The organism is Aestuariimicrobium soli (assembly GCF_051192575.1).
Classification (GTDB): Bacteria; Actinomycetota; Actinomycetes; order Propionibacteriales; family Propionibacteriaceae; genus Aestuariimicrobium; species Aestuariimicrobium soli.
The window spans coordinates 225,899-252,106 of the sequence record NZ_JBPJSQ010000011.1; the positions used below are offsets into that span (position 1 = coordinate 225,899).

At 69.8% G+C, this 26,208-nt stretch carries 22 protein-coding genes; 11 read left to right on the forward strand and 11 right to left on the reverse strand.

Annotated features, from left to right (window positions below; translation table 11 throughout):
* Positions 1 to 71 precede the first annotated feature (71 nt).
* The gene (uxaC, locus tag ACSDQ9_RS13210) at positions 72 to 1,481 is read left to right on the forward strand and encodes a glucuronate isomerase (RefSeq protein WP_435147747.1); all 1,410 of its coding nucleotides are present in this window, start codon (positions 72 to 74) and stop codon (positions 1,479 to 1,481) included.
* Between the two features lie 25 nt (positions 1,482 to 1,506).
* Positions 1,507 to 2,586 carry a PfkB family carbohydrate kinase gene (locus ACSDQ9_RS13215; protein ID WP_435147749.1) on the forward strand — a complete coding sequence of 360 codons (1,080 nt, stop codon included), beginning with the start codon at positions 1,507 to 1,509 and terminating at the stop codon, positions 2,584 to 2,586.
* An 81-nt stretch (positions 2,587 to 2,667) separates the two neighbouring features.
* On the opposite strand, the gene ACSDQ9_RS13220 is transcribed toward ACSDQ9_RS13215, so the two are convergent.
* From ACSDQ9_RS13220 to pyrB, 4 genes are read right to left on the reverse strand one after another with little or no spacing between them, the layout of a single operon-like run.
* Positions 2,668 to 4,134: a catalase gene (locus ACSDQ9_RS13220; protein ID WP_435147751.1), complete on the reverse strand. Its 1,467-nt coding sequence runs from the start codon at positions 4,132 to 4,134 to the stop codon at positions 2,668 to 2,670.
* Positions 4,131 to 4,577 (reverse strand): Fur family transcriptional regulator, encoded by a 447-nt coding sequence (locus ACSDQ9_RS13225; protein ID WP_435147753.1) that lies wholly within the window; start codon positions 4,575 to 4,577, stop codon positions 4,131 to 4,133. Before ACSDQ9_RS13225 ends, ACSDQ9_RS13220 begins: the two co-directional genes overlap by 4 nt.
* 42 nt (positions 4,578 to 4,619) lie before the next feature.
* Positions 4,620 to 5,921, reverse strand: a complete 1,302-nt coding sequence (locus tag ACSDQ9_RS13230) for a dihydroorotase (RefSeq protein ID WP_435147755.1) — start codon at positions 5,919 to 5,921, stop codon at positions 4,620 to 4,622.
* Positions 5,891 to 6,949: an aspartate carbamoyltransferase gene (gene pyrB, locus ACSDQ9_RS13235; protein ID WP_435147756.1), complete on the reverse strand. Its 1,059-nt coding sequence runs from the start codon at positions 6,947 to 6,949 to the stop codon at positions 5,891 to 5,893. The genes ACSDQ9_RS13230 and pyrB overlap by 31 nt, the downstream gene beginning before the upstream one ends.
* 44 nt (positions 6,950 to 6,993) lie before the next feature.
* On the opposite strand from pyrB, the gene ACSDQ9_RS13240 reads away from it, so the two are divergent.
* Complete coding sequence (locus ACSDQ9_RS13240) at positions 6,994 to 7,233, forward strand: hypothetical protein (RefSeq protein WP_435147758.1); 240 nt, start codon at positions 6,994 to 6,996, stop codon at positions 7,231 to 7,233.
* A gap of 6 nt (positions 7,234 to 7,239) precedes the next feature.
* Here ACSDQ9_RS13240 and pepN read toward each other — a convergent pair whose 3' ends face one another.
* Positions 7,240 to 9,792 carry an aminopeptidase N gene (gene pepN, locus ACSDQ9_RS13245; RefSeq protein WP_435147890.1) on the reverse strand — a complete coding sequence of 851 codons (2,553 nt, stop codon included), beginning with the start codon at positions 9,790 to 9,792 and terminating at the stop codon, positions 7,240 to 7,242.
* Positions 9,793 to 9,923: 131 nt separating this feature from the next.
* Between pepN and ACSDQ9_RS13250 the strand changes: the two genes are divergently transcribed.
* Positions 9,924 to 10,526 carry a mycothiol-dependent nitroreductase Rv2466c family protein gene (locus ACSDQ9_RS13250; protein WP_435147759.1) on the forward strand — a complete coding sequence of 201 codons (603 nt, stop codon included), beginning with the start codon at positions 9,924 to 9,926 and terminating at the stop codon, positions 10,524 to 10,526.
* Here ACSDQ9_RS13250 and ACSDQ9_RS13255 read toward each other — a convergent pair.
* Positions 10,489 to 11,079, reverse strand: coding sequence for an SLAC1 family transporter (locus ACSDQ9_RS13255; protein WP_435147760.1), 591 nt, complete (start codon positions 11,077 to 11,079; stop codon positions 10,489 to 10,491). The two genes, ACSDQ9_RS13250 and ACSDQ9_RS13255, sit on opposite strands and share 38 nt — an antisense overlap.
* Positions 11,080 to 11,149: 70 nt before the next feature.
* On the opposite strand from ACSDQ9_RS13255, the gene ACSDQ9_RS13260 reads away from it, so the two are divergent.
* A complete protein-coding gene (locus tag ACSDQ9_RS13260; protein WP_435147761.1) occupies positions 11,150 to 12,055 on the forward strand; it encodes a LysR substrate-binding domain-containing protein in 906 nt (301 codons plus the stop codon).
* A 28-nt stretch (positions 12,056 to 12,083) separates the two neighbouring features.
* On the opposite strand, the gene ACSDQ9_RS13265 is transcribed toward ACSDQ9_RS13260, so the two are convergent.
* The 3 genes from ACSDQ9_RS13265 to ACSDQ9_RS13275 all read right to left on the reverse strand — a co-directional run bounded on the left by ACSDQ9_RS13265 (position 12,084) and on the right by ACSDQ9_RS13275 (position 14,730).
* On the reverse strand, positions 12,084 to 12,248 hold the full coding sequence (locus ACSDQ9_RS13265; RefSeq protein WP_435147763.1) for a hypothetical protein: 165 nt from the start codon (positions 12,246 to 12,248) through the stop codon (positions 12,084 to 12,086).
* A 15-nt stretch (positions 12,249 to 12,263) separates the two neighbouring features.
* Positions 12,264 to 13,745, reverse strand: coding sequence for a DUF222 domain-containing protein (locus ACSDQ9_RS13270; RefSeq protein ID WP_435147764.1), 1,482 nt, complete (start codon positions 13,743 to 13,745; stop codon positions 12,264 to 12,266).
* Positions 13,746 to 13,809: 64 nt separating this feature from the next.
* Positions 13,810 to 14,730: a restriction endonuclease gene (locus ACSDQ9_RS13275; protein WP_435147766.1), complete on the reverse strand. Its 921-nt coding sequence runs from the start codon at positions 14,728 to 14,730 to the stop codon at positions 13,810 to 13,812.
* A gap of 109 nt (positions 14,731 to 14,839) precedes the next feature.
* Between ACSDQ9_RS13275 and ligA the strand changes: the two genes are divergently transcribed.
* Positions 14,840 to 16,945, forward strand: a complete 2,106-nt coding sequence (gene ligA / locus ACSDQ9_RS13280; RefSeq protein WP_435147768.1) for an NAD-dependent DNA ligase LigA — start codon at positions 14,840 to 14,842, stop codon at positions 16,943 to 16,945.
* 3 nt (positions 16,946 to 16,948) lie between these two features.
* On the opposite strand, the gene ACSDQ9_RS13285 is transcribed toward ligA, so the two are convergent.
* Positions 16,949 to 18,226, reverse strand: a complete 1,278-nt coding sequence (locus tag ACSDQ9_RS13285) for a GNAT family N-acetyltransferase (RefSeq protein ID WP_435147770.1) — start codon at positions 18,224 to 18,226, stop codon at positions 16,949 to 16,951.
* Between the two features lie 65 nt (positions 18,227 to 18,291).
* On the opposite strand from ACSDQ9_RS13285, the gene ACSDQ9_RS13290 reads away from it, so the two are divergent.
* The 5 genes from ACSDQ9_RS13290 to ACSDQ9_RS13310 all read left to right on the forward strand — a co-directional run bounded on the left by ACSDQ9_RS13290 (position 18,292) and on the right by ACSDQ9_RS13310 (position 24,793).
* Positions 18,292 to 18,753: a ribose-5-phosphate isomerase gene (locus tag ACSDQ9_RS13290; protein ID WP_435147772.1), complete on the forward strand. Its 462-nt coding sequence runs from the start codon at positions 18,292 to 18,294 to the stop codon at positions 18,751 to 18,753.
* A complete protein-coding gene (locus tag ACSDQ9_RS13295) occupies positions 18,753 to 19,559 on the forward strand; it encodes an Fpg/Nei family DNA glycosylase (RefSeq protein WP_435147774.1) in 807 nt (268 codons plus the stop codon). The genes ACSDQ9_RS13290 and ACSDQ9_RS13295 overlap by 1 nt, the downstream gene beginning before the upstream one ends.
* The gene (locus ACSDQ9_RS13300) at positions 19,538 to 20,737 is read left to right on the forward strand and encodes a hypothetical protein (protein WP_435147775.1); all 1,200 of its coding nucleotides are present in this window, start codon (positions 19,538 to 19,540) and stop codon (positions 20,735 to 20,737) included. The genes ACSDQ9_RS13295 and ACSDQ9_RS13300 overlap by 22 nt, the downstream gene beginning before the upstream one ends.
* A gap of 64 nt (positions 20,738 to 20,801) precedes the next feature.
* Positions 20,802 to 23,999: a bifunctional lysylphosphatidylglycerol synthetase/lysine--tRNA ligase LysX gene (lysX, locus tag ACSDQ9_RS13305; protein ID WP_435147892.1), complete on the forward strand. Its 3,198-nt coding sequence runs from the start codon at positions 20,802 to 20,804 to the stop codon at positions 23,997 to 23,999.
* Positions 23,996 to 24,793: an alpha/beta fold hydrolase gene (locus ACSDQ9_RS13310; protein ID WP_435147777.1), complete on the forward strand. Its 798-nt coding sequence runs from the start codon at positions 23,996 to 23,998 to the stop codon at positions 24,791 to 24,793. Before lysX ends, ACSDQ9_RS13310 begins: the two co-directional genes overlap by 4 nt.
* Here ACSDQ9_RS13310 and ACSDQ9_RS13315 read toward each other — a convergent pair.
* A complete protein-coding gene (locus tag ACSDQ9_RS13315) occupies positions 24,783 to 26,171 on the reverse strand; it encodes a dicarboxylate/amino acid:cation symporter (RefSeq protein WP_435147778.1) in 1,389 nt (462 codons plus the stop codon). The genes ACSDQ9_RS13310 and ACSDQ9_RS13315 overlap by 11 nt on opposite strands.
* Positions 26,172 to 26,208: the final 37 nt, after the last annotated feature.

A 26,208-nucleotide genomic window follows, 5' to 3' on the forward strand; every position in this document is an offset into this window, starting at 1 on the left:
AAGTCAACGCCCGACCGGCAAACTCTGGCAACCCTTGGCAGGCGTTGCCTTCGTTGACGAGAGTGGACGTCATGGCCTCCCTCGAACTCCACCCCGATCGACTCTTCCCTGCCGAGCCGACGACGCGCGACGTGGCGCGCCGGCTCTACGACCAGGTGAAGGGCCTGCCGATCATCAGCCCGCACGGCCACGTGCCCCCGGTCTGGATCGCCGACGACGTGCCGTTCAGCGACCCGACCTCGCTGCTGATCACCCCCGACCACTACGTGAATCGCATGATGCACGCCAACGGTGTCGAACTGTCGACGCTGGGCGTCAACCAGGGCGAGCTCGACGAGGCGGCCTCGCGAGCCGCCTTCCGGGCGCTGTGCGAGCACTGGACCGACTACCGCGGCACCCCCGTGAAGTACTGGCTCGAGGACGAGCTGGTGAGCATCTTCGGCGTCGACGTCGTGCCCTCGGCCGAGACCGCCGACCAGATCTACGACACCATCGCGGCCTGGATCGCCCGTGACTCCTCGAAGCCCCGCGCCCTGATGGACAGCTTCGACATCCAGTTCATGGCCACCACCGACGACCCCTGCGACGACCTGGTGCATCACCAGAAGATTGCCGCCGACGCGTCGTTCACCCGCCGGGTCGTGCCCACCTTCCGCCCCGACAAGTACCTCGAGCCGTTCCGGCCCGACTGGAACGAGCTCACGGACAACCTGGCCCGCGTCTCGGGCGTCGACATCTCGAGCTACGCCGGCTGGGTCGAGGCGATGGAGAACCGCCGCGCCTTCTTCAAGGCCAACGGTGCCGTCTCCACCGACCACAGCCACGCCGACCTGGGCACGATCATCTTGCCGTCGGACGAGGCCGAGCGTCTCTTCCAGCTGGCCCGTGCCGGGCGCATCGGCGAGGACGAGGCCACCGTGCTGCGCCGCCACATGCTCACCGAGCAGGCCCGGATGGCGTCCGAGGACGGGTTGACCATGACCCTGCACCCGGGGGTGGCCCGCAACCACCACCAGCCGACCTTCGAGACCTACGGTGCCGACGTCGGCTGCGACATCCCGATCGCCGTCGAGGCCACCCGCGCGCTGCAGCCGCTGCTCAACGCCTACGGCACCTCGAAGAACCTCAACCTGGTGCTGTTCACCCTCGACGAGACCGTGTTCAGTCGCGAGTTCGCTCCGCTGGCCGGGTTCTACCCGTCGGTGTACGTGGGCGTGCCGTGGTGGTTCATCGACGCCCCCGACGCCATTCGCCGGTTCCGGAAGGCGGCCACCGAGACGGCCGGCTTCTCGCGCACCTCGGGCTTCATCGACGACACCCGCGCGTTCTGCTCGATTCCGGCGCGCCACGACATGTCGCGCCGCCTCGACTGCGGCCACCTGGCCGAACTGGTCGTCGAGCACCGCCTCACCGAGGACGATGCGCACGAGGTCGCCCACCAGCTGGTCGTCGACCAGCCCACCCGCGTCTTCAAGCTCTGACACCCGCACAAGAGAAAGCAGTCCCATGCAGCTTCGTGACAACGCCCAGTGGTCCCTCGTGGTCGCCACCTCGATGGGTATCCGCATCACCCCCGACAACGCCCAGCAGGTGCAGACCTCTGACCACTTCTTCATGCAGGCCACCTCGGCCGAGTCGAACGTGGCCTCGGTGTCGTCCCATCTGGGTGAGCCCACCAAGGTGCTGACCGCCTTCGTCGAGGGGTCGCCGATCTCGGCGTTCATCAAGGCCAACCTGCGGGCCCGCGGCATGGCCTTCGAGGGTCCGGACCGTCCGCAGGGCGACGCCTGGGGCTACCGTCACCAGTTCAACATCGCCGACTCGGGCTACGGCCTGCGCGGCCCGCGTGTGTGGAACGACCGCGCCGGTGAGGTCGGCCTGTCGCTGACCGCGGCCGACTTCGACCTCGACCGCATCTTCGGCGACGAGGGCGTGAAGGTGCTGCACCTGTCGGGCCTGATCGCCGCCCTGTCGCCCGAGACCTCGCAGTTCTGCCTCGACCTGGCGCGGGCGGCCAAGAAGCACGGCACCGCGATCGCGTTCGACCTCAACTTCCGGGCGTCGTTCTGGAAGGGACGAGAGGAGGAGCTGCGCGCGGCCTTCACCGAGATCGCCTCGGAGACCGACATTCTGATCGGCAACGAGGAGGACTTCCAGCTGGCGCTGGGCGTTGCCGGCCCCGAGGAGGGTGGCGCCGCGCTCACCGACAAGATCGACGGCTTCAAGGAGATGATCGGTCGGGTGACCGAGCAGTTCCCGAACGCCTCGTTCATCGCCACCACCCTGCGTGAGGTCGAGACCGTGAACCGTCACCTGTGGGGTGCGGTGGTGTGGGCCAAGCAGACCGGGGAGTTCGCGGTCGCCGACCTGCGTGAGATCGGGGTGCTCGACCGCGTCGGCGGCGGCGACGGCTTCGTCGGTGGCCTGCTGTACGGCATCATCAAGGGCTGGGACGCCGAGTTGGCCATGCAGTTCGGCTGGGCCACCGGTGCGCTGGCGGCCACCTCGATCACCGACTACGGCGCCCCCGCCGACGAAGACCAGGTGTGGTCGATCTGGAAGGGCAACGCCCGCGTCAAGCGGTGACGTTCCCGCACACCACACGCCACAGCGGCGGCCACCCTCTCGGGTGACCGCCGCTGTTGCTGTTCGGGCTGGTTGCTGTGATCAGGCGGTGACGGCCGCGCGCAGGGCCGCGCCCAGGTCAGCGTCGACGGATCCCCAGTATCCGAAGAAGTTCTCCAGCACGGTGTCGTGGGCGATCGCCTTGCCCTGGCCGGTCAGCGTCTCGAGGAAGCGCGCACGCTGCGCGTCGTCGAAGACCTCGCGGTACAGGGTGCCGGGCTGGCCGAAGTCGTCGTCCTCGGCGTGCAGCTCGTAGGCAGAACGGACGAGCTCGCCGTCGGCCTCGAAGGAGGTCTCGACGGCACCGGTCTGGTCGGACCACGTGTCACCGAACGAGTTCGGGGCGTAGACCGAGGCCGCACCGCGGTGCTCGACAGTCATGTTGCCCTCGAAGGAGTACGAGTGCACCTCGGTGATGGGCTTGTTGACCGGCAACTGCTGGAAGTTGGTGCCGATGCGGTAGCGCTGCGCGTCGGCGTAGGCGAAGTTGCGGCCCAGCAGCATCTTGTCGGGGCTCATGCCCATGCCCGGCACCATGTTCGCCGGCGAGAACGCGGCCTGCTCGATCTGCGCGAAGAAGTTGGTCGGGTTCTCCTTCAGGGTGAGCGTGCCCACCTTGATGCGCGGGTAGTCGGCCTTCGACCATGTCTTGGTCAGGTCGAACGGGTTGAATCGGTAGGTCTTCGCGTCGTCGTAGGGCATCACCTGCACGTACAGGTCCCACTTCGGGAAGTCGCCGTTCTTGATGGCCTCGAACAGGTCCTGCCGGTGATGCTCGGCGTTCGAGCCGGCCAGGGCCTCGGCCTCGTCCGCCGACAGGTTCTCGACGCCCTGCTGGCTCATGAAGTGGTACTTGACCCAGAACTTCTCGCCGGCGGCGTTGACCCACATGTAGGTGTGCGAGCCGTAGCCGTTCATGTGGCGCCACGAGGTCGGCAGGCCGCGATCGCCCATCACGTAGGTGACCTGGTGGGCCGACTCGGGGTTGAGGGTCCAGAAGTCCCACTGCATGGTCGCGTCGCGCAGGCCCGAGTCGGGCAGGCGCTTCTGCGAGCGAATGAAGTGGGGGAACTTCATGGGGTCGCGCAGGAAGAAGACGGGAGTGTTGTTGCCCACCAGGTCGAAGTTGCCCTCAGTGGTGTAGAACTTCAGCGCGAAGCCGCGCACGTCGCGCCAGGTGTCGGGGGAACCGAGCTCGCCGGCGACCGTCGAGAAGCGCTGCAGCACCCGGGTCTTGGTGCCGGGCTGGAAGAGGGCGGCCTTGGTGTAGGCGGTGACGTCTTCGGTGGTCTCGAACTCGCCGAAGGCGCCGGCGCCCTTGGCGTGCGGACGACGCTCGGGCACGTTCATGCGGTTGAAGTGCTGCAGGGTCTCGATCAGGTGGTGGTCGTGCAGCACGATCGGGCCGTTGGCGCCGACGGTGAGCGAGTTGCGGTCGCTGACGGCGGGAATGCCGGCCTGAGTGGTGGATGCGTTCTGGGTGGATTCACTCTGGGTGGATTCGGTCATGCTTCTCCTAATTCTCCCTGGGGGGCGGTCTGGCAGTCGGTGCACAGACCTCGGTACAACACCTCGGCCACCCTGATGGTCATGCCGAAGTCGTCTGGGGGGGTGATGCACGGCACCTCGGTGCCGGCGCAGGGCACGTCGACGACCCGTCCGCACGCCGAGCAGACGGCGTGGTGGTGGTTGTCGTGACGCTCAAGTTCGTAACGGGCGGGCTGCCCGGGCAGGTCGAGTCGACGGACGAGCCCCGCCCTGGTCAGGTCGCCCACGATCAGGAAGGCGGCCTGACGACTGACGCCGGCCTCGGCGCACAGCCCCACGAGCTCGTCGGCCGTGACGTGCTGGTGCTCGGCGAGAGCATCGACGGCGGCCACCCGCTGCTTGGTGACGCGCAGCCCCGCGTGCTGCAGCACGGCTGCGGCGTCGGCGAGGGGTGCGGTGGTCATGCCACCAGCCTAGCTGTTTTGGACTTAGTCCAAAAGACTCGCTCAGATCTCCAGACCGTAGGTCGGCCGACCTCGCCAGAACGTGGCCACGACCGGATCGGGGAGCGATCGTCCGTGGTAAGGGTTGTTGCGCCCCAGCGACAGGGACCGCTCCCGGTCGACCACTGAGCGGCGGCTGGGGTCAACCAGCACGAACGAGGCCGGCTGCGGGGCGAGCGAACCGATCCGGGCCGGCGTGAGACTCATGCGATCGGCCACCTGCGCCCAGGTGAGGCGTCCGGTCTCGACCATGGTCTCGACGACCACCGCGAGGGCCTGCTCGATGGCGATCATGCCGGGCTTTGCCTCGGGGAAGGGCTTGGCCTTGTCGGCTGTCTTGTGTGGGGCATGGTCGGTGGCGACCGCGTCGATGGTGCCGTCGGCCAGGGCCTGGCGCACCGCCTCGACGTCGTCGCACGATCGCAGCGGCGGATTCACCTTGTAGGTGGTGTCACCGGCCCCGTCGACGAACGACCGGTGCAGGTCGTCGACCGACAAAGCCAGATGGTGGGGCATCACCTCGGCGGTCACCCGTACCCCCCGCGCCTTCGCCCAACGGAGCACCTCGACCCCCTCGGCGGTCGACACGTGACACAGGTGCAGCCGCGCGCCGAGGTAGCCGGCCACCTGCACGTCGCGCGCGATGATCACCGACTCGGCGATGGTCGGCCAGCCCTCGAGTCCCAGTTCCCGGCTCACCTCACCCTCGTGGCAGCAGGCGGACGACCCGGCCAGGCTCGGGTCCTGGCAGTGTTCGGCCAGCACCGCGTCGAAGGGCAGCAGCGCCTCCATGGCCGCCCGGACGAGCCCGGCCGTGGGCACGGAGTAGCCGTCGTCGGAGAACACCCGCACCCCCGCCGCCAGCAGGGAGTCGAGATCGGCCAGCTGCTGGCCCGCCAACCCCGCCGTGACGGCGCCGATCGGCACCACCTCGGTGCTGGCCTCGCGGGCCAACCCGTGCAGGGTGGCGACGCGCTCGCCGGTGTCGGTGACCGGTGAGGTGTTGGCCATGGCAAAGGTGGCGGTGTAGCCACCGCGGGCGGCCGCGGCGGTGCCGGTGGCGATGGTCTCGGCCTCGGTCTGGCCCGGCTCGCGCAGGTGGGTGTGCAGGTCGACCAACCCCGGCAGCACGATCAGGCCGTCGGCGTCGACCACCCTCGCTCCCGGGGCGGGCTCGTCGACGAGGTGCCCGTCGGCCAGGTGCAGATCGCCTCGGGTTCCGTCGGGGCGCGTGACCCCGGTGACAGTCCAGGCGGTGGGTGCCGGGGGCGTCATCACGCCTCCCAGCGCAACGTCGCGTCCCACGGGCGCTGCTTGGTGGTCACCTTCACCATCTCGGGGGAGCAGCCCAACGCCGTCAGGAAGATCGCCATGCGCACGTTCACGCCGTTGTCGGTCTGGTGGAAGATCGCCAGGCCCGGCAGGTCGTCCACGTCGTCGGAGAGGTCGTAGGCGTCGTGGCGGGCATCGCGGGGGAGCGGATGCATGATCACGATGTCGAGGGCACCGGCCTCGGTGAGCACGGAGCGGTCGATCAGGTTGCCCTGGATCGAGGCGGGCACCTCACCGGTGATGCGCTCGCGCTGCACGCGGGTGGTGTAGACCGCGTCGGCGCCACGCAGGGCCTCGACGACGGTGTCGCAGACTGTCAGGCGGTGCCCGGCCTCAGTGAGGTGGCGGGCGGTCTCGTCGGGCAGCTCCAGGCTCTCGGGGGCGAACACGCGCACCGAGACGTCGCGGTAGACCGTGATCAGCTTGAGCAGGGAGTGCACGGTTCGTCCGTGGCGAAGGTCACCGACGACGGCCAGCGTCGAACCGTCGACGGTGCCGCCGCGCCGGGCCAGCTCCTTCTCGAGGGTGTAGAGGTCGAGCAGGGCCTGACTGGGGTGCTCGCCCGCGCCGTCGCCGGCATTGATGACGGGGACGACGCTGGCGGCCGCGAACTGGGCGACCGAGCCCTCGTCGGGGTGGCGCACCACCAGCACGTCGGAGTAGCCCGAGACCACGCGGGAGGTGTCTTCGATCGACTCGCCCTTGGCCATCGACGAGAAGGTGAAGCCGGTGGTGGTGGTGACCTCGCCGCCGAGCCTGAGGAAGGCTGATTCGAACGAGAGCCGGGTGCGGGTGGAGGGCTCGAAGAACAGGCTGCCCAGCACGGCTCCGTCGAGCACCGTGCAGACCTGCTGCCCGCCCGGCACCTGCCGCTGCGCGATCGGGGCGACCGTGTCGGCCAGGGCGAACAGGTCGTCCAACCCCTCGCGGTCGAACTGAGAGACGCTCAGCAGGTGCTTGCCCTTGCCGAATCGGGGCAGGGAACTCGAGGGGAGGGTCACGGCTGCGAACCTACCAAAGCGGCTCAGGCAGTAGGGTGTGGCCCATGATCTTCCTGCGCGTGCTGCCCGGCTGGCCGGAGCCCACTCCCGTGTCTGACCTGCACCTGATCGCCCTGGTCATCCTGGGCCCGCTCGCCTTCGGTCTGGTGATCTCCGCGATCGCGTGGGCGCCCCGCATGATGAAGCGCAACCGCGCCGAGGCGGTGGCCGACGGCCTCGACGATCCCGCTCCCGAGATCGACGAGGCGCCCGTCGGCGCTCGCCGCGCCGAACTCACCAGCTGACGCTGCTCACTCGCTGAGGGCCTGCACCCTCAACGCGCGAGCGGCCGCGTCGCGACGCTCCGTCACGGTGCGCTTGACCTGATCGGAGGGGTCGGACGTGGCCAGCCACTCGTCCACCCGCTGCACCCAGGCCTCGTCCCCGTCGATGGGGAACAGCCACGTGAGCGCGGTCTGGGTCGAGGCGTGGCCGCGGTCGTGCCAGCCGTTGACTCCCTTGCTGATGTCGGTGCACAGCTCCAGGTACTTCTCGTAGTAGGGGGCCAGCACCTCGTCCTGGTCGTACTGCCCGAAGTTGGCCGCCAGGGTGCGGTGGGTGCCGTTGGGAATCGACGGCTCGTTGACGGCCCGCTCCCATGCGGCGGCCTTGGCATCGGCCGTCGGCTGCGCGGCGCGGGCGCCCGCCGCGAACTCTGAACCCTGAATGGTCTTGTCGCGCTCCTGCTCGGCCGCGATCTCGGCCTCGCCGATGGCGCCCATGCGGGCCAGCGAGGTGACGATCTTCCAGCGCATGTCGGTGTCGACCTCGAGCCCGGCGGGCACCTCCTCACCCTCGAGCCAGCCCTTGATGAGTTCACTGCCAGCCTGGGTGTGCACGGAGGCGATCAGGGCATTGGCGAAGGCCAGCTGGTGGTCCGACCCGGGCTCGGCCTGCTTGAGCAGACCGGCGAGGTCGGCGACCAGGGTGGCCCGGGCGGCCTCGCGACCGGCGGGGGCGGTGTACCCGGTGGCGGCCAGCTGCGCCTGCCGCAACAGTGAACCGACGGCGGTGAGGTCGGTCTCGCGGCCCACACCCAAGCCGACGAGGGCCACGTAGTCGGCGGCCTTCATCTCGGCGTCACGGGTCATGTCCCAGGCCGCACCCCAGATGAGGGCGCGGGCGAGGTCGTCGTCCAGCACGTCGATCTGGCCGACGGCGGTCGCGAGCGAACGCTCGTCCAGACGCACCTTGGCGTAGGTGAGGTCGCGGTCGTTCAGCAGCACCAGGTCGGGCTGCTTGACGCCGATCAGGGCGTCGACGCTGGTGCGCTCGCCGGTGATGTCGAGCTCGATGGAGTCGCGGCGGCTCAGTGCGCCGTCCGCGGAGTCGAACAGGCCGACGGCGAGCCGGTGGGTGCGCAGGGTCGGCCACTCGTCCGGGGCGGTCTGCACGATCTCGAAGCGGGTGAACGCACCCGACTCGTCGGTGTCGAAGTCGGGGCGCAGCGTGTTGACCCCGGCCTTCTCGAGCCATTCGCCGGCGAACCAGCTGAGGTCGCGGCCGGAGGCCTGCTCGAGGGCACCCAGCAGGTCGCCCAGCTCGGTGTTGCCGAACGCGTGGGCCTTGAAGTAGGCCCGCACGCCGGCGATGAAGTCGTCCTCACCGACGAAGCTGACCAACTGCTTCAGGGTCGAGGCGCCCTTGGCGTAGGTGATGCCGTCGAAGTTCTGCTCGACCGTCTCGAGGTCGATCATGTCGGCCGCGATCGGGTGGGTGGTGGGCAGCTGGTCCTGGGTGTAGGCCCAGCCCTTGCGGGCGTTGGCGAAGCTCACCCACGGGTCGACGCCGCCGTGCTTGGCGACGATCTTCGACTGGCAGTAGTGCGAGGCCCATTCGGCGAACGACTCGTTCAGCCACAGGTCGTCCCACCACTTCATGGTGACCAGGTCGCCGAACCACATGTGCGCCAGCTCGTGCAGGATCGTGTTGTCGCGGCCCTCGTACGAAGCGGCGGTCACGCGCGAGCGGAACAGGTACTCGTCGCGGATGGTGACGCAGCCGGCGTTCTCCATGGCGCCGGCGTTGAACTCGGGCACGAAGGCCTGGTCGTAGGTGCCGAAGGCGTAGGGGTGGTCGAAGGCGGCCTCGAAGACCTCGAACCCACGCTTGGTGGTGGTGAAGATGCGCTCGGCGTCGAGGGAGTCCTTGACCGACTGGCGACACAGGATCGAGGCGGGCACGTCACCGGAGGTGGAGGTGATGGTGTCGCGCACGACGTGGAAGTCACCGGCCACGATGGCGGTGATGTAGGTGCTCATCGGGGGAGTGGGGTCGAAGATCCACTGACCCACGCCCTCCTCGACGTGCTCGGGCTCGACGGCCGGGGCGTTCGAGATCACCACCCAGTGGTCGGGGGCGGTCACGGTCAGCTGGAAGGTGGCCTTGAGGTCGGGCTGCTCGAAGCAGGCGTAGACGCGGCGGGCGTCGGCGATCTCGAGCTGGGTGTAGAGGTAGACCAGACCATCGGCCGGGTCGACGAACTTGTGCAGCCCCTCGCCGGTGTGGCTGTAGCGGCAGGTCGCCACGATGGTGAGCTCGTGGTCACCCGCCGAGGCCTGCAGCGGGTAGCGGTGATCGGCGAAGGCCGCCGGGTCGAGGTGCTCGCCGTCGAGCTCGACCGAGATCACCCGATCGGCGATCAGATCGATGTGGGTGGGCTCGCCCGTCGAGGTGAAGGTCACCGTCGACGACGAGATGAAGGTGTCCGGGTCGGTCACGTCGCGACCGGTGAGGTCGACGAGCACGCGGTAGGCGTGGGTGGACACCACGGACGACCGCTGCTGTGCGGTCGCGCGGGTCATGTTGGCGGGGTTCGACACGAGATCCTCCGAGAATGCTGGATGTTCTCGTCGAGACTAGCGACTTCGCGGCCGACGACATGCCGTCAGCTGAACCCCTTGCGCCGGTGGCGGAATGCGGTTTGGCTGGTGCCATGACGACGAATGTGGACATGTACTTCGATCCGATGTGCCCGTGGGCCTGGATGACTTCGCGCTGGCTGCTCGAGGTCGAGAAGGTGCGCGACGTGAAAACGACCTTCAAGGTGATGAGCCTGTCGGTGCTCAATGAGGGACGAGACCTCGACCCGGGCTACCTCGAACACATGAAGGAGGGGTGGATCGGGGTGCGTGCGGCGATCGGCGTGCAGGAGCTGCACGGGCAGGACAAGGTGCGCGAGTTCTACACCGCCCTGGGCACCCGCTACCACCTGGGCAAGGAGCCCAAGACCGTCGAGACGGTGCGCGCCGCGCTGGCCGAGGTGGGCGCCGACGAGTCGATCGCCGAGCGAGCCACCACCGACGAGTGGGACGACCTGCTGCGCGAGAGCCACGCCGCCGGCATGGCGCCGGTCGGCAACGAGGTGGGCACCCCGGTTGTGCACCTCAACGGCAAGGGTCTGTTCGGTCCAGTGATCTCGCCAGCCCCCAAGGGTGAGGACGCCGGCAACCTGTTCGACGGGCTCGAGAAGGTGACCGCTTACGACGGCTTCTACGAGCTCAAGCGGACGCGGACCGTGGGGCCGATTCTCGACTGAGGCCGGTGACGGCCCGCACCGTGCCGGTGGCGGCGATCGTCCAGGTGCCCAGCAGGCACAGCGTCGCCGCCACCGCCACGGCGTGCAGCCCCATCATGTGGGAGCCCATCACGTGAGAGCCCAGCGCGAGCGTGCCCACCGGGAAGGTCATCGACCACCAGGTCCGGCCGAACGGCAGGCCTCGCCGGAAGCCCTGGATGGTGCACCAGACGGCCCATGCGACCAGGGGTACGCCGATGGTGAGGGCGATGGCGGCGGCGGTGGACTGGCCCACGATGCCCAGCGGAATCCACGCCGTGGTCGACAGTTCCAAGGGCAGTGGTTGGCGCAGCCAGTGGGGGCGATAGGCGACGACGAAGATGGCCACGCCGAGCACCCACGCGATCACGAAGCAGGCGGCCGCGAAGACAGCACGGTCAGCCCCAGCGAGTGGCGAGTTCAGCACCGTGTGCAGCAGCACGGACAGGATGCCGGGGCCCATCACGCTCCCGAACCAGGCGGGCCCGGCCGGTGGCAGCGGGGCGGGCGTGGTGGACGGATCTGCGGGGGGCATGCGGCCCAGTCTTTCGTGGTGAGTGGGCCAATTCCAGCCCGTCGTCGGCATGGCGGCATATCGTGTGGGCATGTCTGATGCGTGGCCCGATCTCGCGGCTCTCGACCTGTTGGTGGCCGTGGCCGAGCACGGCTCGGTGGGGGCGGCGGCGCGCTCGCGGGGTATGGAGCAGCCCAATGCCACGCGCTCGCTGGCGCGGCTGGAGCGGCGGCTGGGCGCCGTGCTGCTCGAGCGGAGCCCGCGCGGATCGACGCTGACCGCCGCCGGGCTCATGGTGGTCGAGCATGCCCGGGCAGCGCTGGCGGCCGCGCGTGACCTGATGGACGCCACCGCCGCGCTGGGCCGGCCCGACGGGGCGCCGGTCGGTGAACGGCTGGTGGTCGGGGCCAGCCAGACCATCGCCGAGCACCTGCTGCCCGCGTGGTTGGCGACCTTGCGCCGACGACACCCCGAGATCGCCGTCGACGTGCACGTGCACAACTCCCACGACGTGCTGGACGACCTGCGGTCGGGCCGGGTGGGGCTGGGGTTCATCGAGGACCCGACGCTCGGCCCCGGCAGCCTGCGCGGGGTGCACACCCTGCCGGTCGCCAGCGACGAGATGGTGCTGGTGGTCGCACCCCACCATGTGTGGGCGCGGCGCCGGCGCCCGGTCACGCTGGCCGAGTTGGCCGAGACGCCCATGATCCTGCGCGAGTCGGGTTCGGGGACGCGGGTGGCCTTGGACGAGGCTCTCGGCGTCGCGGCCACCTCCTACCTGACGGTGGCGAGCAATGCCGCGGTGCGGGTGGCGGTGGCCTCGGGGGCGGCGCCGTCGGTGCTGAGCCGGCTGGCGGTGGCGGACGCCGTCGGGGCGGGCAGCCTGGTCGCGGTGCCGCTGGCCACCAGGATCACGCGGCCGCTGCATGCGGTGTGGGTGGGGAGGAAGAGGTTGACGGGGGCGGCGGCGCAGGTGGTGGCGTTGGCGCGGGGGTGATCAGGCGGTGTTGATCAGATGGTGTTGATCAGATGGGGATCGCCTCGGCGAGAATGCGCTCCCTGAACTCGCCTCGCAGCGTGTCGGCGACCACGACGTCGACCTTGATCCCGAGCAGCTCGGTGAGCGCGAGCCTCAGCCCCTCCTCGTCGAGCATCTCGGTGGAACTCAACCAATCGGGAGGTGCCCCCATCGTCGGAAGAGTCGCTCATGAGATGGCGGGAATTTCGAGGAAGTCCTCGTGGTCGAGCACCATCGTGCACGACTGGGTCACCAGGTAGCGGTTCTTCAGTGGTGAGGTCCACAGGAAGACCCCGGGTGTGGGGTGTTCCAGCAGCCAACCGCCGTGAGTTTTCGCCCGGTGAGCCGTGCGATCGAGTGGGCCGAGGTTGTCGGTGCTGGTCTGGCCCGGTGGCCCGTTTCTGGAGTAGGCCCGGGTGTGGTCGAGATCGCACGTGCGGCTGCTCTTCTTCGAGAAGGGGAACACGCTGACCGGGTTCCGCAGGAGAACGGCTTCCCTCAGATGGTCGGGCACCTCGTAGTGGTCCGAGGGGCGCAGCGCGTCGACGGTGAGCACCGGACGCAGCGTGACCCGGTGGTGCCCGAGCAGTTCGGAGAGCCACGAGACGAGCATCGGGCCGAGCTCTTCGGCCCGGGCAAGTCCGGTGGGATCGGTGTCGCAGCGCTGCAGGGTCTGGTCCGACAGGTGCACCCGCACCTCGGCGCGGGGAAGCAGCTTCTCGGGATCGACGGTGATCGAGCCGCAGGTGTGCCCACGCTGACCGAAGGCCGGGCAATCCAGGTCGAGGTGCCCGTCCTCGACCAGTGCAGGGACTTCATCGAGCAACGATGCCTGGATCAGCTGCAGCGCCCGGGCGGGGCTGGAGAGCACCCCCAGCGCCTTGGCCCGCCGCACGTCGAGGCTGTCGGTGTCGCCGGCGGCCTTGAAGATGTCGGCCAGCCGGGCCACTTGCGCATCGAGCGCAATGGCGTCGGCGGAGTCGAGAGTGGCCGACACGTTGGTGGTGTGACCGTCCTCGGAGGGGACGACGTCGACGCGACGCCGGGAGCGTGCTCGTGTGCGGTCGTCGGTGGCCTCGTCGGCCCTCAGCTGTCGAACGAGTGCCCGCGCGTGCGTCTCGAGGCGGGTCGGGGTCATGCCCGCGGCGCGGGGGGCGAGACGAGCATCGAACTCGGCCGCCTGCTCGGCATCGAGACTCTTGGAGATCTCGGCCAACTGCCGGGCCTGCCAGACCTCGAGCCGGTCGGCCTTCAGCACCTGCCAGATGCCCTCGAGGCGGAACTTCACGGCCAGGGCGTCGCGCATCAGGGCCCACGCGGCCGTGTCGCTGATCCGCAGGCGAGGGCCGAGCTCCAACGAGGCGAACTCGGGAACGAGGGGAGTGCCTTCGCCGGCGATGCGGGAGATGCGCTCGCCGTGCATCACCGGAGCGGAGGGCACGCCCGAGGCGTCACGAGCGCCCTCGCGCATCATCGCTTCGCGGCCCGACAACTCCGCGTATTCGGCGGCCAGCTGGAATTCCGCCAGCGCAGCCCGGCGCTTCAATGCGCGCATCTGCGCCATGCCATCCAAGGCATCGGCCGCAGTGTCAGCCCACACCGCATCAGTGCGCCGGAGATCCGGCACCTGCTGCACCCAGTCGAGCTGGGTTTCGTGTGACTGATTCATGGAACAATCGTACGACTCGCATCCGACATTTTCGAGAGACAGCGGCGAGATTGTTCGATAATTCCTACTCGAAGAAGTCTTCGTCGATCTCCACGATCTGCACGGTGCGCTTCACCTGCACCCCGACGCCGTAACGGATCATCAGGGACGTCATTCGTTCGCCGTCGATGAGCACAATGCGCGTCGGAATGGTGGCGGCGTACTGCCTGGCACCTTGGCTGAAACGTCCCGTGGTGATGAACACGCCCTGATTGGCCTGGCTGCCGGCCATGGCGCCCACGAAGGCCTGGATCTCCGGGCGGCCGATGGGGTTGGTGGGCGAATGTCGCTTGGCCTGCACGTGGATGCGGCTGAGGCCCAGGGCGTCCTGGTCGATCACCCCGTCGATGCCACCGTCGTTGGAGAGCTGGGTGCGGGTCGCGGTGCCCTCGGCGCCGCCGTAGCCCATGCCCATCAGCAGGTCGAGCACGGCCTGTTCGAAGAATGCGGGCTCCTGGTCGAGGATGCGGGCGAGCAGTTCGTCGGCGACGTCGGCGTGGATGCGAGCGATGCCGGCCGCGATCTGCTCCTCGGGGTCCAGGGTCACGTCAGCCAGCGGCGCCTCGTCGCTCACCGTGGCCTCTCGACTGATCGGAAAGACCTTCCACGTGTGCGGTGCGTTCGGATCGCCCGACAGGGCCCGCAGGTGCTTCTCGGTGATGCCCTCGGGGTGCTCGGCCAGCAGGCGTCGGCCCACGTCGGTGATGCGGTGGTGGCCACGGGCGGGACGTTCCGTGGCGCCGGACCGGGAGAGGTACGAGAGTGCCCAGTTGCCGCGGTTGCGGTACTGCTCCTGCCCCGACGGGATGAGGATGTGCCGCTGTTCATCGGTGAGGGCGAGCAGGTCGGCGGCGGCCTCGACGATCTCGCGGGAGCGGCGGACCTCGCCGTCGCTGAGGACGCTGAGGGTTGGAGCCATGTACTGCTCCCACGTGGGTGCCGACATCAGGGTTCTCCTCGGTGGTCGCCAGTGATCACGAGCCCGACTCTAGTGATCCCCACGGACACGTCCCGCCCCACCCCAAACTGTCCGACCCTGCTGGCACACTCAACCCGTGAGCACCGACACCCCCGACCTCGACCCGGCCACCACCGACGTCCGCCACCGCTGGACCGACCTTGCCGACCGCATCACCGAGGCCCAGGAGGCCTACTACGGGCGCGACGCCCCCACGGTCTCCGACGCCGAGTACGACGGCTGGATGCGCGAGTTGCAGGCCCTCGAAGACGCTCACCCCGATCTGCGCACCCCCGAGTCACCCACCCAGCGGGTGGGCACCAACCGGTTCACCGAGTTCAACCCCGTTGAGCACCGCCAGCGCATGGAGTCGCTCGACAACGTCTTCTCGGCCGATGAGCTCGCCGAATGGCTCGAGCGCGCCCACCGCCAGTTGGGTGCCGAGAAGATCCGCTTCCTGTGCGAGCCCAAGATCGACGGGCTCGCCATCAACCTCACCTACGAGCAGGGGCGCCTGGTCACCGCAGCCACCCGGGGCGACGGCCGCGTCGGTGAAGACGTCACCCTCAACGTGCGCACCATCGCCGGCGTGCCCCAACGGCTGGTGGGCGACGACCTGCCCGAGCTGGTCGAGGTGCGTGGCGAGATCTTCTTCCCGATCGAGGCCTTCGCCGACCTCAACGCCTCCCTCGTCGAGCAGGGCAAGAACCCCTTCGCCAACCCGCGCAACGCGGCCGCCGGTTCGCTGCGCCAGAAGGACCCGAGCGTGACCGCCACTCGTCCGCTGCGCCTGTTGGTGCACGGCATCGGCGCCCGGCAGGGCTTCGACGTCGCCAGCCAGTCCGAGGCCTACGCCAAGCTCCAGTCCTGGGGGCTGCCGACCGCTGCCGCCGCGCGCGTGGTCACCACCCCCGACGAGGTGCAGGCGTTCGTCCGCGACCTCGGTGAGCACCGCCACGACGGCGAGCACGAGATCGACGGGGCCGTCGTCAAGGTCGACGACATCGCCAGCCAGCGCGCCCTCGGCTCCACCTCGCGCGCCCCCCGCTGGGCGATCGCCTTCAAGTACCCGCCCGAGGAGGTCAACACCAAGCTCCTCGACATCCAGGTCAACGTCGGACGAACCGGCCGCGTCACCCCCTTCGGCGTGATGGAGCCGGTGCTGGTGGCGGGTTCGACCGTCTCGATGGCCACCCTGCACAACGCCCACGAGGTGGTGCGCAAGGGTGTGCTGATCGGCGACACCGTCGTGCTGCGCAAGGCCGGCGACGTCATCCCCGAGATCCTCGGCCCGGTGGTCGACCTGCGCGACGGCACCGAGCGCGCCTTCGTCATGCCCACCCACTGCCCGGCCTGCGGCACCGAACTGCGCCCCGAGAAGGAGGGCGACAAGGACATTCGCTGCCCCAACTCCGAGTCGTGCCCCTCGCAGCTGCGCGAGCGCCTGTTCGGGCTGGCCACCCGCGGCGCCCTCGACATCGAGGCCCTCGGCTGGGAGGCCGCCCACGCACTGCTCTCGTCGGGGGTCATCACCAGCGAGGCCGGTCTGTTCGACCTGACCGCGGACGACCTGCGGCGCGTCGACCTGTTCACCCGCGCGGCCAAAAAGTCCGAGGCCGACGTTGCCGACGAACGCGGCCGGGTGCTCTCGGCCAGCGGGCTGAAGCTGCTCGACAACCTCGAGAAGGCCAAGAGCCAGCCCCTGTGGCGGGTGCTGGTCGCACTGTCGATCCGCCACGTCGGCCCGACGGCCGCCCGGTCGCTGGCCACCTCGTTCGAGTCGATCGACGCCATCCGGGCCGCCACCCCCGAGCAACTGGCCGCCGCCGACGGGGTGGGTCAGGTGATCGCCGAAGCCATCACCGAGTGGTTCGCCGTCGACTGGCACGTCGCCCTGGTCGACCGCTGGGCCGCTGCGGGGGTGCGCATGGCCGACGAGCGCGACGAGTCCACCGTCCGCACCCTCGAGGGCCTGACCGTGGTCGTCACCGGTTCGCTGCAGAACTTCAGCCGCGACGAGGCCAAGGAGGCGATCATCACCCGCGGCGGCAAGGCCTCGGGATCGGTCAGCAAGAACACCGACTACGTCGTGATCGGGGAGAACGCCGGGTCCAAGGCCGCCAAGGCCGAGGAACTGGGTCGCCCGATTCTTGACGAGGCCGGGTTCGTCCAACTGCTCGAGGGCGGCCCATCGGCACTCTGAACCTCAGAAGTGGGAGTTGTTGAACACCTCGTCGTCGACCTCGAACAGCCGGTCGAGGGCGGCGATCGCGTCCCGATTGCCGCCGATCCGTCCGGCTGCTGCCAGCGACCGCGGACGCACGGCGCCGAAGTAGAGGCTGCCGAGTTCCGGCACTCCCAGCTGCACGTCGGCCTCGTCCTTCGTCTTCTCGACCGACGCCCGGCCGCCCTCGACGGTGACCCGGAAGCGTCCGGCCGCGAACCCGAGGTCGTCGGCGATCTCGAGCACGGCAGTGCCGTCGGCCTGCCACCCGCGCACCGACAGCGCCTTCACCGGGTCGAGCACGCGCAGCCACGTGCAGTCACGCAGCCCCTTGACCTCGAGCCGACGCGAGTCGACCAGCGCCCACCGCAGGGGTGAATTCTGGTTCGACAGCCGCCAGGTCACCCTCTTCACCAGGTCCTGGTGGCCCAGGTGGTCCCACAGCGCCAGTTCGGCCCCGGGGGTCAGCGCCACCAGGTCGTGGATGCGCAGGTCGTGATCAGTCCAGTCGCCGTACTCGAAGGTGGCCATGCCGTCGAGAGTGCCCTCGTCCGACCAGTGACCCACGGTGCGCAGCTTGCGGTTCTTGCCGCCCTCTTCGTGGTCCCAGTCGCCGGCCAGCCGGTCGCGGTACTGGGTCGCCCGGTCGTGCGCGCCGCGGGTGGTCTCCAGCGTCTGGCGGAAGAGCCGGTCGCGCTGGTCCTTGACGACCTCGGACGACGCATCGAGGAACTCGCAGTGGCCGCCGGGGCGGTGCCGCAGGGCGAAGTCGTGGCTGACGTCGAGCTCGACATGCTGGTGCAGGGACGACACCCCGAACCCGAAGCGGCCGTAGATGACGGCCTCGGTGACGGTCAGCGACGCGAACGCGAGCCCCCGCTCGTGGGCCTCGGACAGGTCGGCGGTCATCATCGTGCGCAGAATGCCCTGCCGGCGGTGACTGGCGCGCACCGTGACATCGCTGATCAGGTTGCCGGTCTCGAGGTGCCCGACCCCGTTCCCATCTGGGCCGGTGTTGATGAGCGCGTCGTAGCTCATGAACGTGCCGACCGGGCCGGCAAACGCCCCCGCCGGCACGGACGCGCGATACATGCCGCGGGCGCGCATGCCGTCAGCGTGCATCTCGGCATTCCAGCGGGCCAACTGCTCGTCGGTCAGTGCCTTGTCGTGGAAACCCAACGACACCGCCTGCAGCCATTCGGTGCGTTCGGGGGTGAGTTCGGCCGACGAGGGCAGCGTGCGCAGTTCGAGATCGCTCATGCCTGCGACGCTACACAACCGACGAACGCACCGGCGACCCGATTCCGGTCTGCAAAGATGACCCCATGCGCGTTCACCTGGCCACCGACCATGCCGCCTTCGAGACCAAGCAGTTCCTCGCCGAGAAGCTGGCCGACGCCGGTTTCGAGGTCGTCGACCACGGGGCCCAGACCTACGACGCCGCCGACGACTACCCGCCGTTCATCATCGCCGCCGCCGAGGCCGTCGCCGCCAACCCCGGCGACCTGGGCATCGTGCTGGGCGGCTCCGGCAACGGCGAACTGATCGCCGCCAACAAGGTGTCCGGCGTGCGGTGCGCGTTCGCCAACTCGGTCGAACTCGCCACCCTCACCCGCCAGCACAACGACGCCAACTGCCTGGCCCTGGGCGGACGCTTCACCCCCGACGACCTGGCGCTCGAGATCGCCACCGCGTTCCTGACCACCGAGTTCAGCTTCGAACCCCGCCACCAGCGCCGCATCGACATGCTCACCAACTACGAGGTGAACGGCTCGATCGAGGGCTGATGCCCGAGGGTCACGTCATTCGGCGCCTCGCCGACACGCTCACCGACACCTTCGGTGGGTCCACCGTGCGCGTGAGTTCCCCGCAGGGACGATTCGCTGAGGAGGCCGCCCGCCTCGACCAGCACGAGCTGGTGGTGGCCGACTCGTTCGGCAAGCACCTGTTCATCACCTTCGATGCGCCCGCCCCGGCCATCGTGCAGATTCACCTGGGTCTGATCGGCAAGCTGCTGTTCGGCCCCGACCGGGCCCCGTGGGGGCAGGTGCGGTTGCGCATCACCGACGGCGTCACCGCCGCCGACCTGCGCGGGCCGCAGACCTGCCGACTGGTCACGGTCGAGCAGCAGGCCGCCGAGGTCGCCAGACTCGGCCCCGACCCGCTGCGCGCCGACGCCGACCCCTCCCGCGGATGGCAGGTGGTGCACCGCTCGTCCAAGCCGATCGCAGCCCTGCTGATGGACCAACAGGTGGCCGCAGGCGTCGGCAACATCTACCGGGCCGAGGTGCTGTACCGCCACCGCGTCGACCCGTTCACCCCCGGCGCCCGGATCGCTCCCGACCTGTGGGCGGCCATCTGGGCCGACCTGGTGGTGCTGATGGCCGACGGGGTGGCCTCGGGACGCATCGACACCGTCACCGACGACCACACCCCCGAAGCCATGGACCGCCCGCCCCGCGTCGACCGTCACGGCGGCGAGGTCTACGTCTACCGTCGCGCCGGCCAGCCCTGCCACGTCTGCGGCACCGAGGTGCGCACCCAGGTGCTCGCCGGACGAAACCTCTACTGGTGCCCCACGTGCCAGGGGTGACCGGCTCAGGGGTGACCGGTCTCGCCCTGCACCCCGACCACACCTGGTCACTGGCCACCGAACTGGAGGTCGACGACGAGCGGGAGGCGGTCTGGCTCTCGTCCCTCGGTCTGGTCGCGACCGTGCGCCAGGTGGTCAACGACCAGTGGCGGTTGCGGGTGCGGGTCGTCAACGACACGGCGACGGCGCAGCCGATCACGGGACTGCGCCTCGAGCTCGACGCCGATGACCCCGTCACCCGAACGCTGGTGCGGCGCTGGGGCGGGGGAGCGCGCGCCTTCCTGATGGCGGACGACGGCGAGAGCTGCGTGCTGGCCCGGCAGGTCACCGGATTCGCCCTCGACGACGATCTGCCGGGGCTGCGGCTCTTCCCCGGAACCACCCTCGAACCCGGCGCCGCAACCACCTGCGAGTGGGCCCTCGAGCCCCTCGGTTCCCCACGCGACGTGCTGGCTCATCTGCCCGCCTGGTGGCCCGACCGGCTGGTGCGCCGCGGCGACGACCCCGTCGTGCTGGGCGACGGCACCGAACTGCTGCCCACCGGCGATCGGCTGACCATCCCCGAGGAGCGGGGCGAGACGGTGCTCGCGGTCGTCAGCCTGCCCGGCATGGACGAGGCGGTCGCCCACGCCCTGGCCCACCCGGCCTGCGCCGGCGCCGCCGAGGTGGTGCTGCGGCAGGCCGCCCCCGGCACGGACGACCTCGCGGCCCGCGTCGAGGAACTGCTCTCCCGCGGCGCGCCCGACCCGCTGGCGGTGATCGCGGCCGCCCGCGAACTCGCGGCCACCGGTTCGTCCGACCTGGTCGACGTGGTCACCGACGCCCTTGACCGGCTGAGGGGCGACGACCTCGCCGTGGGCGTGGCCAGAATGCACGCGGCCCTCGCGCTCACCGCGGCCGGCGCACCGGTGCCGGAGCTCGGGCCCGTCCGGTTGCCCTCGACCACCGACCTGGCGCTGCTGGGCGGCGGGCTGCCGGGCCGCGGCAGCGCCGCGCCGCTCGACGTGGCACGCACCATCGCGGCCTGCGCGTTGCTGCCCCCGGCGGTCGGACCATGGCCGCCCGAGCGCTGGCCGGTGCCGTTCGACGAGGTCATCCTGCAGGCCACGGCCGAGGTGCTGGCCTGCGACCCCGATCCCGAGGTCGTGGCGTGGCTGGTTCTCGGCAACGCGTGGTGACAAGGTGGAGCGCGTGACTTCTCGTCAAACAGTTCTCACGGGGCGCGGCCTCGCGCCGGTGCTGGTGTCGCGCATCTTCTACCTCGGGGCCGCGCTGTTGGTGCTCGACACCCTCTTTCGCCACACCCCGTGGCTGAGGGTGCTGCTCGGGCTGTACTCGACGCTGCTGGTGCCCGTCGAGGGCTCGGGGCTCGGCACGGCGGCCCTGATGCTGGTGCTGGGGGTCGGCCTGATGCGCCGTAAGCGCCTGGCCTGGTGGTTCACCGTGAGCTACCTCGGGCTGCTGTGGCTGGCCACCCTCGCCGCCGTCGTGCTGGTGCTCACCGAACACGTCGACCCACCCGAACCCCGCGACCCCGTCGGTGCCGAACCGTTGGTCGAGCTGATCATCAGCGCGGTCACCCTCGCGCTGCTGCTGGCCCTGCTGATCGCCCGTCGCCGCGACTTCGCGGCTCGCTCGGCGCGGGGCAATCTGCGGCTTGCCGGCCTCGTGCTGGCCGGCGGACTGGCGGTCTCACTGGGCATCGGTTGGCTGCTGACATGGCTGACCGGTGGCGAGGGACGCCCCCGCGGCCGGTTGTTCGCCCTGCTCAGCCGCATGATCACCGGCAACACGCCGCACGGGCCGATCCCACCGCCCTGGGTGGGCACCATCGTCGGCGTGCTGATCGCCGTCAGCTTCTTCCTCGCCCTGCAGACGCTGATGCGCAGCCAGCGCTCCCGGGCCACGCTGGCGCTGGCCGACGAGGTCACCCTGCGGCAACTGCTGGCCCGCAGCGAGGCCGACTCGCTGTCGTACTTCGCCACGCGCCGCGACAAGCAGATCGTGTTCGCCCCCGATCGGTCGGCCGCCATCACCTATCGCGTCGAGGTGGGCGTCTGCCTGGCCGCCGGCGACCCGATCGGTCCGCGGGAACGATGGCCGATGGCCATGACCGCCTTCGTGGACGAGGCCCGCACCTTCGGCTGGACGCCGGCCGTGGTGGGCGCCTCGTCCGCGGGAGCCCGGTTGTGGGAAGAGGCGGGCATGCGGATCATCAAGGTGGGGGACGAGGCCGTGCTCACCCCGGCCACCTTCGACCTCGAGGCCCGCGACCTGCGCGACGTGCGTCAGGCCGTGCAGCGACTGCAGCGGCAGGGCAACACCGTGCGCATTCGCCGCCACAAGCAGATTCCCGCCGCCGAACTCGCCGAGCTCGCGACCCTCGCCGAACAGTGGCGTCTCGGGGGCGAGGAGCGCGGCTTCTCGATGGCGCTGGGGCGACTCGGCGACGACCTCGACGGCGACTGCCTGATGGTCGAGGCCCTGTCGGCCCAGGGGCAGGTCGCCGGCCTGCTGTCGCTGGTGCCCTGGGGTGCCGATGGCGTCTCCCTCGACCTGATGCGCCGCTCGCCCGAGGCCCCCAACGGCGTCACGGAGCTGATGGTGGTCGGTCTCATGCACCAGGCGCGCGACCACGGCATCGCCCGCGTCTCGCTCAACTTCGCCGTGTTCCGCTCGGCCTTCGAGGAGGGCGCGCAGCTGGGTGCCACCGCCCTGCAGCGGTTCAAGCGGCGCCTGCTGCTGGTGGCCTCGCGCTGGTTCCAACTGGAGCAGTTGTACCGCTCGAACGTGAAGTACTCGCCCACCTGGTCACCCCGTTACCTCGCGGTCGAGGACGCGGTCGATCTGGGCACCGTCGGGTTGGCGCTGGGCATCGCCGAGGGTTACGTCGACGCCCCGGCCTGGTTCCGTCCGCTGCCCCTGCCGGCTCAGCCGCGGGTCGCCCTGGCCGACCATCCCGAGCTCGTCACCGCCCTCGCCCCGCCGGCACCCGAACCGGTGGCCACGCGCCTGCCCGAGCAGCGCGAGCACCGGCTGGCGACCCGTCGCCGGCTGCTGGCCGAGGGCGTGGAGCCGTACCCGGCCAGCTTCACGCCCACGGGATCGTCCGCCGACGTGGTGCTCGCCAATCGTGGCGCCACCACGACCATCGCCGGGCGGGTGCTGGCCCTTCGCGACCACGGCGGTGTCTGTTTCGTGCGGCTGCAGGACTGGTTCGGGGAATCCCAGGTGCTGCTCGACCGTTCGGTGATCGGCGCCGACGAGCTGGCCCGGTTCGTGCGGGTGATCAGTCTCGGTGACCACGTCGGCTTCTCGGGTCGGGTCGCTCCCTCGAAGCGGGGCACCCCGTCGCTGCACGCCGACGCGTGGACGCTGACGGCCAAGGCTCTGCGACCCCCGCCCGACAAGCACTCCGGCATCAGCGACCGCGAGACGCGCGTGCGCCAGCGTTACCTCGACCTGATCGCGAACCCGCAGGCCCGCCACCAGCTGCGGGCCCGCTCGCAGGCCGTCCGGGCAGTCCGCGAGACGCTGCAGCAGCACCAGTACCTCGAGGTGGAGACGCCCATCCTGCAGACGGTGCACGGCGGCGCCAATGCTCGCCCCTTCCGCACCCACATCAACGCCTACGACCTCGAGCTGTACCTGCGGATCGCGCCGGAGTTGTTCCTCAAGCGCCTGATGGTCGGTGGCGTCGACCGGGTCTTCGAGATCGGACGCAACTTCCGCAACGAGGGGGCCGACGCCACCCACAACCCCGAGTTCACGATGCTCGAGGCCTACCAGGCCTACGGCGACTACACGGTGATGCGCGACCTGGCCGAGCAACTGGTGGTGAACGCGGCGCTCGCGGTGAACGGGGGAACCGAGCTGCGGGGCGTCGATCTCGCCGAACCGTTCGCGGTGATCACCGTCAATGACGCGCTCTCGCACGCCCTCGGTGAGCACGTGAGCGCCGACACCACCCGCGAGCAGCTGATTGCCATCGCCGATCGCCTCGATCTGGGAACGGCGCCGACCTGGACGAGGGGAGAGGTGCTGCTCGAGCTCTACGAGCACCTGGTGGAGCACCGCACCGTCGCGCCCACCTTCTACTGCGACTTCCCGGCCGACGTCTCGCCGTTGACCCGCGGTCATCGCGACGACGACCGGCTCGCCGAACGGTGGGACCTGGTGGCCTTCGGCGCCGAGATCGGCACCGCCTACTCCGAACTGGTCGACCCGGTGGTGCAACGGGAACGGTTGACGGCCCAGTCGCTGCTCGCCGCCGGCGGTGACCCCGAGGCGATGGAGGTGGACGAGAGTTTCCTCACCGCGCTCGAGTACGCCATGCCGCCCTCGGGTGGCCTGGGCATGGGCATGGACCGGTTGGTGATGATGCTCACCGACTCCTCGATTCGCGAGACGATCGCCTTCCCGCTGGTGCGCCCTCGGTGACCAGCCTGGGCGGGCGCACCGTGCGGCTGTGGGAACGCGATGGCGACGGACCGCCCATCGTGTTGATCGCCGGCTGCGGGTTGGCGATGGACTTCTGGCGCGACGTGGCCGACCTGCTGCCCCGGGCGAGGCTGGTCAGTTACGACCGGCCCGGCATCGGCGGCACCCGCTGGCCCGGCACCCTGCCCCGCTTGGCGGACGAGCAGGCCACCCTGGTCGACCTGCTGGAGAGGCTGGGGGCACCTGCGGTGCTGGTCGCCCACTCCATGGCCTCGTTCATCGTCGAGGCGGTGACCCGGATTCGTCCCGAACTGGTCGCGGGCGTGGTGATGGTCGACGGATCGGTGGAATGGCCCGTCACGCCGCCACGGCACCTGACTCCGCGGCTGGCGCAGTGGGTGGAGCGGGCCACGGAGGGTTCGACGATGGGTGCCCTGGGGGCGTTCGTGTGGCACGTGGGCACCTGGTTCCAGAGCACCCGCGAGTTCCGTCACCTGCACGGCGGACGACTCGCCGACATCTACGCCGACACCGACACCCTGGCGGCGGCCACGGCCGAGTCGTTGGCCTACGGTCGGCAGGCCTGGGACCTGATCGAGGTGCGGCGGGCACACGCGTGGCCCGATCGTCCGACGGTCGTGCTCACCGCCGCCGACAACCGCTGGCTCGCCAGCCAGCGTCGGTGGGCGAACATGCTGGGAGCCGGCCACCTGGTGGTGACCGGCTCCAAACACCTGATGATGCTCGACCGCCCCGACGCGATCGTCGAGGCGGTCGAAGAACTCAGACGGTGACCAGCTCGCGCTCGTCCTCGAACAGATCCTCGGTGTTGACCGAGTCGTACTGCTCGGTGTCGAGGATGCCCTCGCGCTTGGCGACGATCACCGGAACCAGGGCCTGACCAGCGACGTTGACCGCGGTGCGGCCCATGTCGAGGATCGGGTCGATGGCCAGCAGTAGGCCCACGCCCTCCAGGGGGAGGCCGAGGGTCGACAGGGTCAGCGTCAGCATGACGGTGGCTCCGGTCAGGCCCGCGGTGGCAGCCGAGCCGACGACGGCGACGAAGACGATCAGCAGGTAATCAGTCCACCGCAGCTGGATGCCGAAGAACTGGGCGACGAAGATGGCCGAGATCGCGGGGTAGATGGCGGCGCAACCGTCCATCTTCGAGGTCGCGCCGAGCGGCACGGCGAACGAGGTGAGCGAACGGGGAACGCCCAGGTTGCGCTCGGTGACCCGCTGGGTGACGGGCATCGTGCCCAGCGACGAACGCGAGACGAAGGCCAACTGGATGGCCGGCCAGGCGCCCTTGAAGTAGTTGACGATGCTCAGCCCGTGCACCCGCAGCAGCACCGGGTAGACCACGAACAGCACCAGGGCCAGACCGATGTAGATCGCGAGGGTGAACCAGCCGAGGCTGGCAACCTTGCCCCAGCCGTAGCTGGCGACGGCGTTGCCGATCAGGCCGATGGTGCCGATCGGGGCGAGCCGGATGACCCACCACAGCACCGTCTGCAGCACCGAGAGCAGCGACTTCGACAGGTTCAGGAACGGCTCGGCCTGCTTGCCGACCTTCAGGGCGGCGGCGCCGATGACCAGGGAGACCACCAGGATCTGCAGGGCGTTGAAGTTGAGCGAGGTGGTGATGGCGCTGATGGCGCCACCGTCGCCGGTGACGGGCCGGGAGCTGGCCTCGAGCCCCAGGAAGTTGCCGGGGATGATGCCCTTCAGGAAGTCGAGCCACGAACCTGAACGCGACGGCGCGGCCGCGGCGGCCTCGGTGACCGACGTGTGGGCACCGGGCTGCAGGATGAGCCCCAGTGCGATGCCGATCACGACCGCGATGAACGAGGTGATCGCGAACCACAGCAGCGTGCGCGAGGCCAACTTGGCCCCGTTGGTGACACCGCGCAGGTTGGCGATCGAGGTCACGATGGCCAGGAAGATCAGCGGGGGAACCAGCGCCTTCAGCAACGAGACGAAGCTCGAGCCGATGGTCTGCAGCGTCGTGGTGAGCCAGTTCGGGTCACCCGACGGGGTCTTACCGATGGTGAGCGCCACCCACCCGAGCACGATGCCCAGCACGAGCGAGATCAGGATCTGGGCAGAGAACGAGGGGAACTTCCAGCCGCGCTTGGGCGGCGCGGTGGTCGGGGAGACGGGGGACGACACGGTCGTGCCTTTCGATGGGGAGTGGTACTGCTGTGCC

Coding starts and splice junctions, on each gene's coding strand:
- ACSDQ9_RS13260 (WP_435147761.1), top strand. CDS start 11,150: ATGTCTGATGCGTGGCCCGATCTCGCGGCTCTCGACCTGTTGGTGGCC.
- ACSDQ9_RS13225 (WP_435147753.1), bottom strand. CDS start 4,577: ATGACCACCGCACCCCTCGCCGACGCCGCAGCCGTGCTGCAGCACGCG.
- ACSDQ9_RS13215 (WP_435147749.1), top strand. CDS start 1,507: ATGCAGCTTCGTGACAACGCCCAGTGGTCCCTCGTGGTCGCCACCTCG.
- ACSDQ9_RS13265 (WP_435147763.1), bottom strand. CDS start 12,248: ATGGGGGCACCTCCCGATTGGTTGAGTTCCACCGAGATGCTCGACGAG.
- pepN (WP_435147890.1), bottom strand. CDS start 9,792: ATGACCCGCGCGACCGCACAGCAGCGGTCGTCCGTGGTGTCCACCCAC.
- ACSDQ9_RS13220 (WP_435147751.1), bottom strand. CDS start 4,134: ATGACCGAATCCACCCAGAGTGAATCCACCCAGAACGCATCCACCACT.
- ACSDQ9_RS13285 (WP_435147770.1), bottom strand. CDS start 18,226: ATGAGCGATCTCGAACTGCGCACGCTGCCCTCGTCGGCCGAACTCACC.
- ACSDQ9_RS13275 (WP_435147766.1), bottom strand. CDS start 14,730: ATGTCGGCACCCACGTGGGAGCAGTACATGGCTCCAACCCTCAGCGTC.
- ACSDQ9_RS13295 (WP_435147774.1), top strand. CDS start 18,753: ATGCCCGAGGGTCACGTCATTCGGCGCCTCGCCGACACGCTCACCGAC.
- ACSDQ9_RS13240 (WP_435147758.1), top strand. CDS start 6,994: ATGATCTTCCTGCGCGTGCTGCCCGGCTGGCCGGAGCCCACTCCCGTG.
- ACSDQ9_RS13255 (WP_435147760.1), bottom strand. CDS start 11,079: ATGCCCCCCGCAGATCCGTCCACCACGCCCGCCCCGCTGCCACCGGCC.
- ACSDQ9_RS13290 (WP_435147772.1), top strand. CDS start 18,292: ATGCGCGTTCACCTGGCCACCGACCATGCCGCCTTCGAGACCAAGCAG.
- ACSDQ9_RS13250 (WP_435147759.1), top strand. CDS start 9,924: ATGACGACGAATGTGGACATGTACTTCGATCCGATGTGCCCGTGGGCC.
- uxaC (WP_435147747.1), top strand. CDS start 72: ATGGCCTCCCTCGAACTCCACCCCGATCGACTCTTCCCTGCCGAGCCG.
- ACSDQ9_RS13270 (WP_435147764.1), bottom strand. CDS start 13,745: ATGAATCAGTCACACGAAACCCAGCTCGACTGGGTGCAGCAGGTGCCG.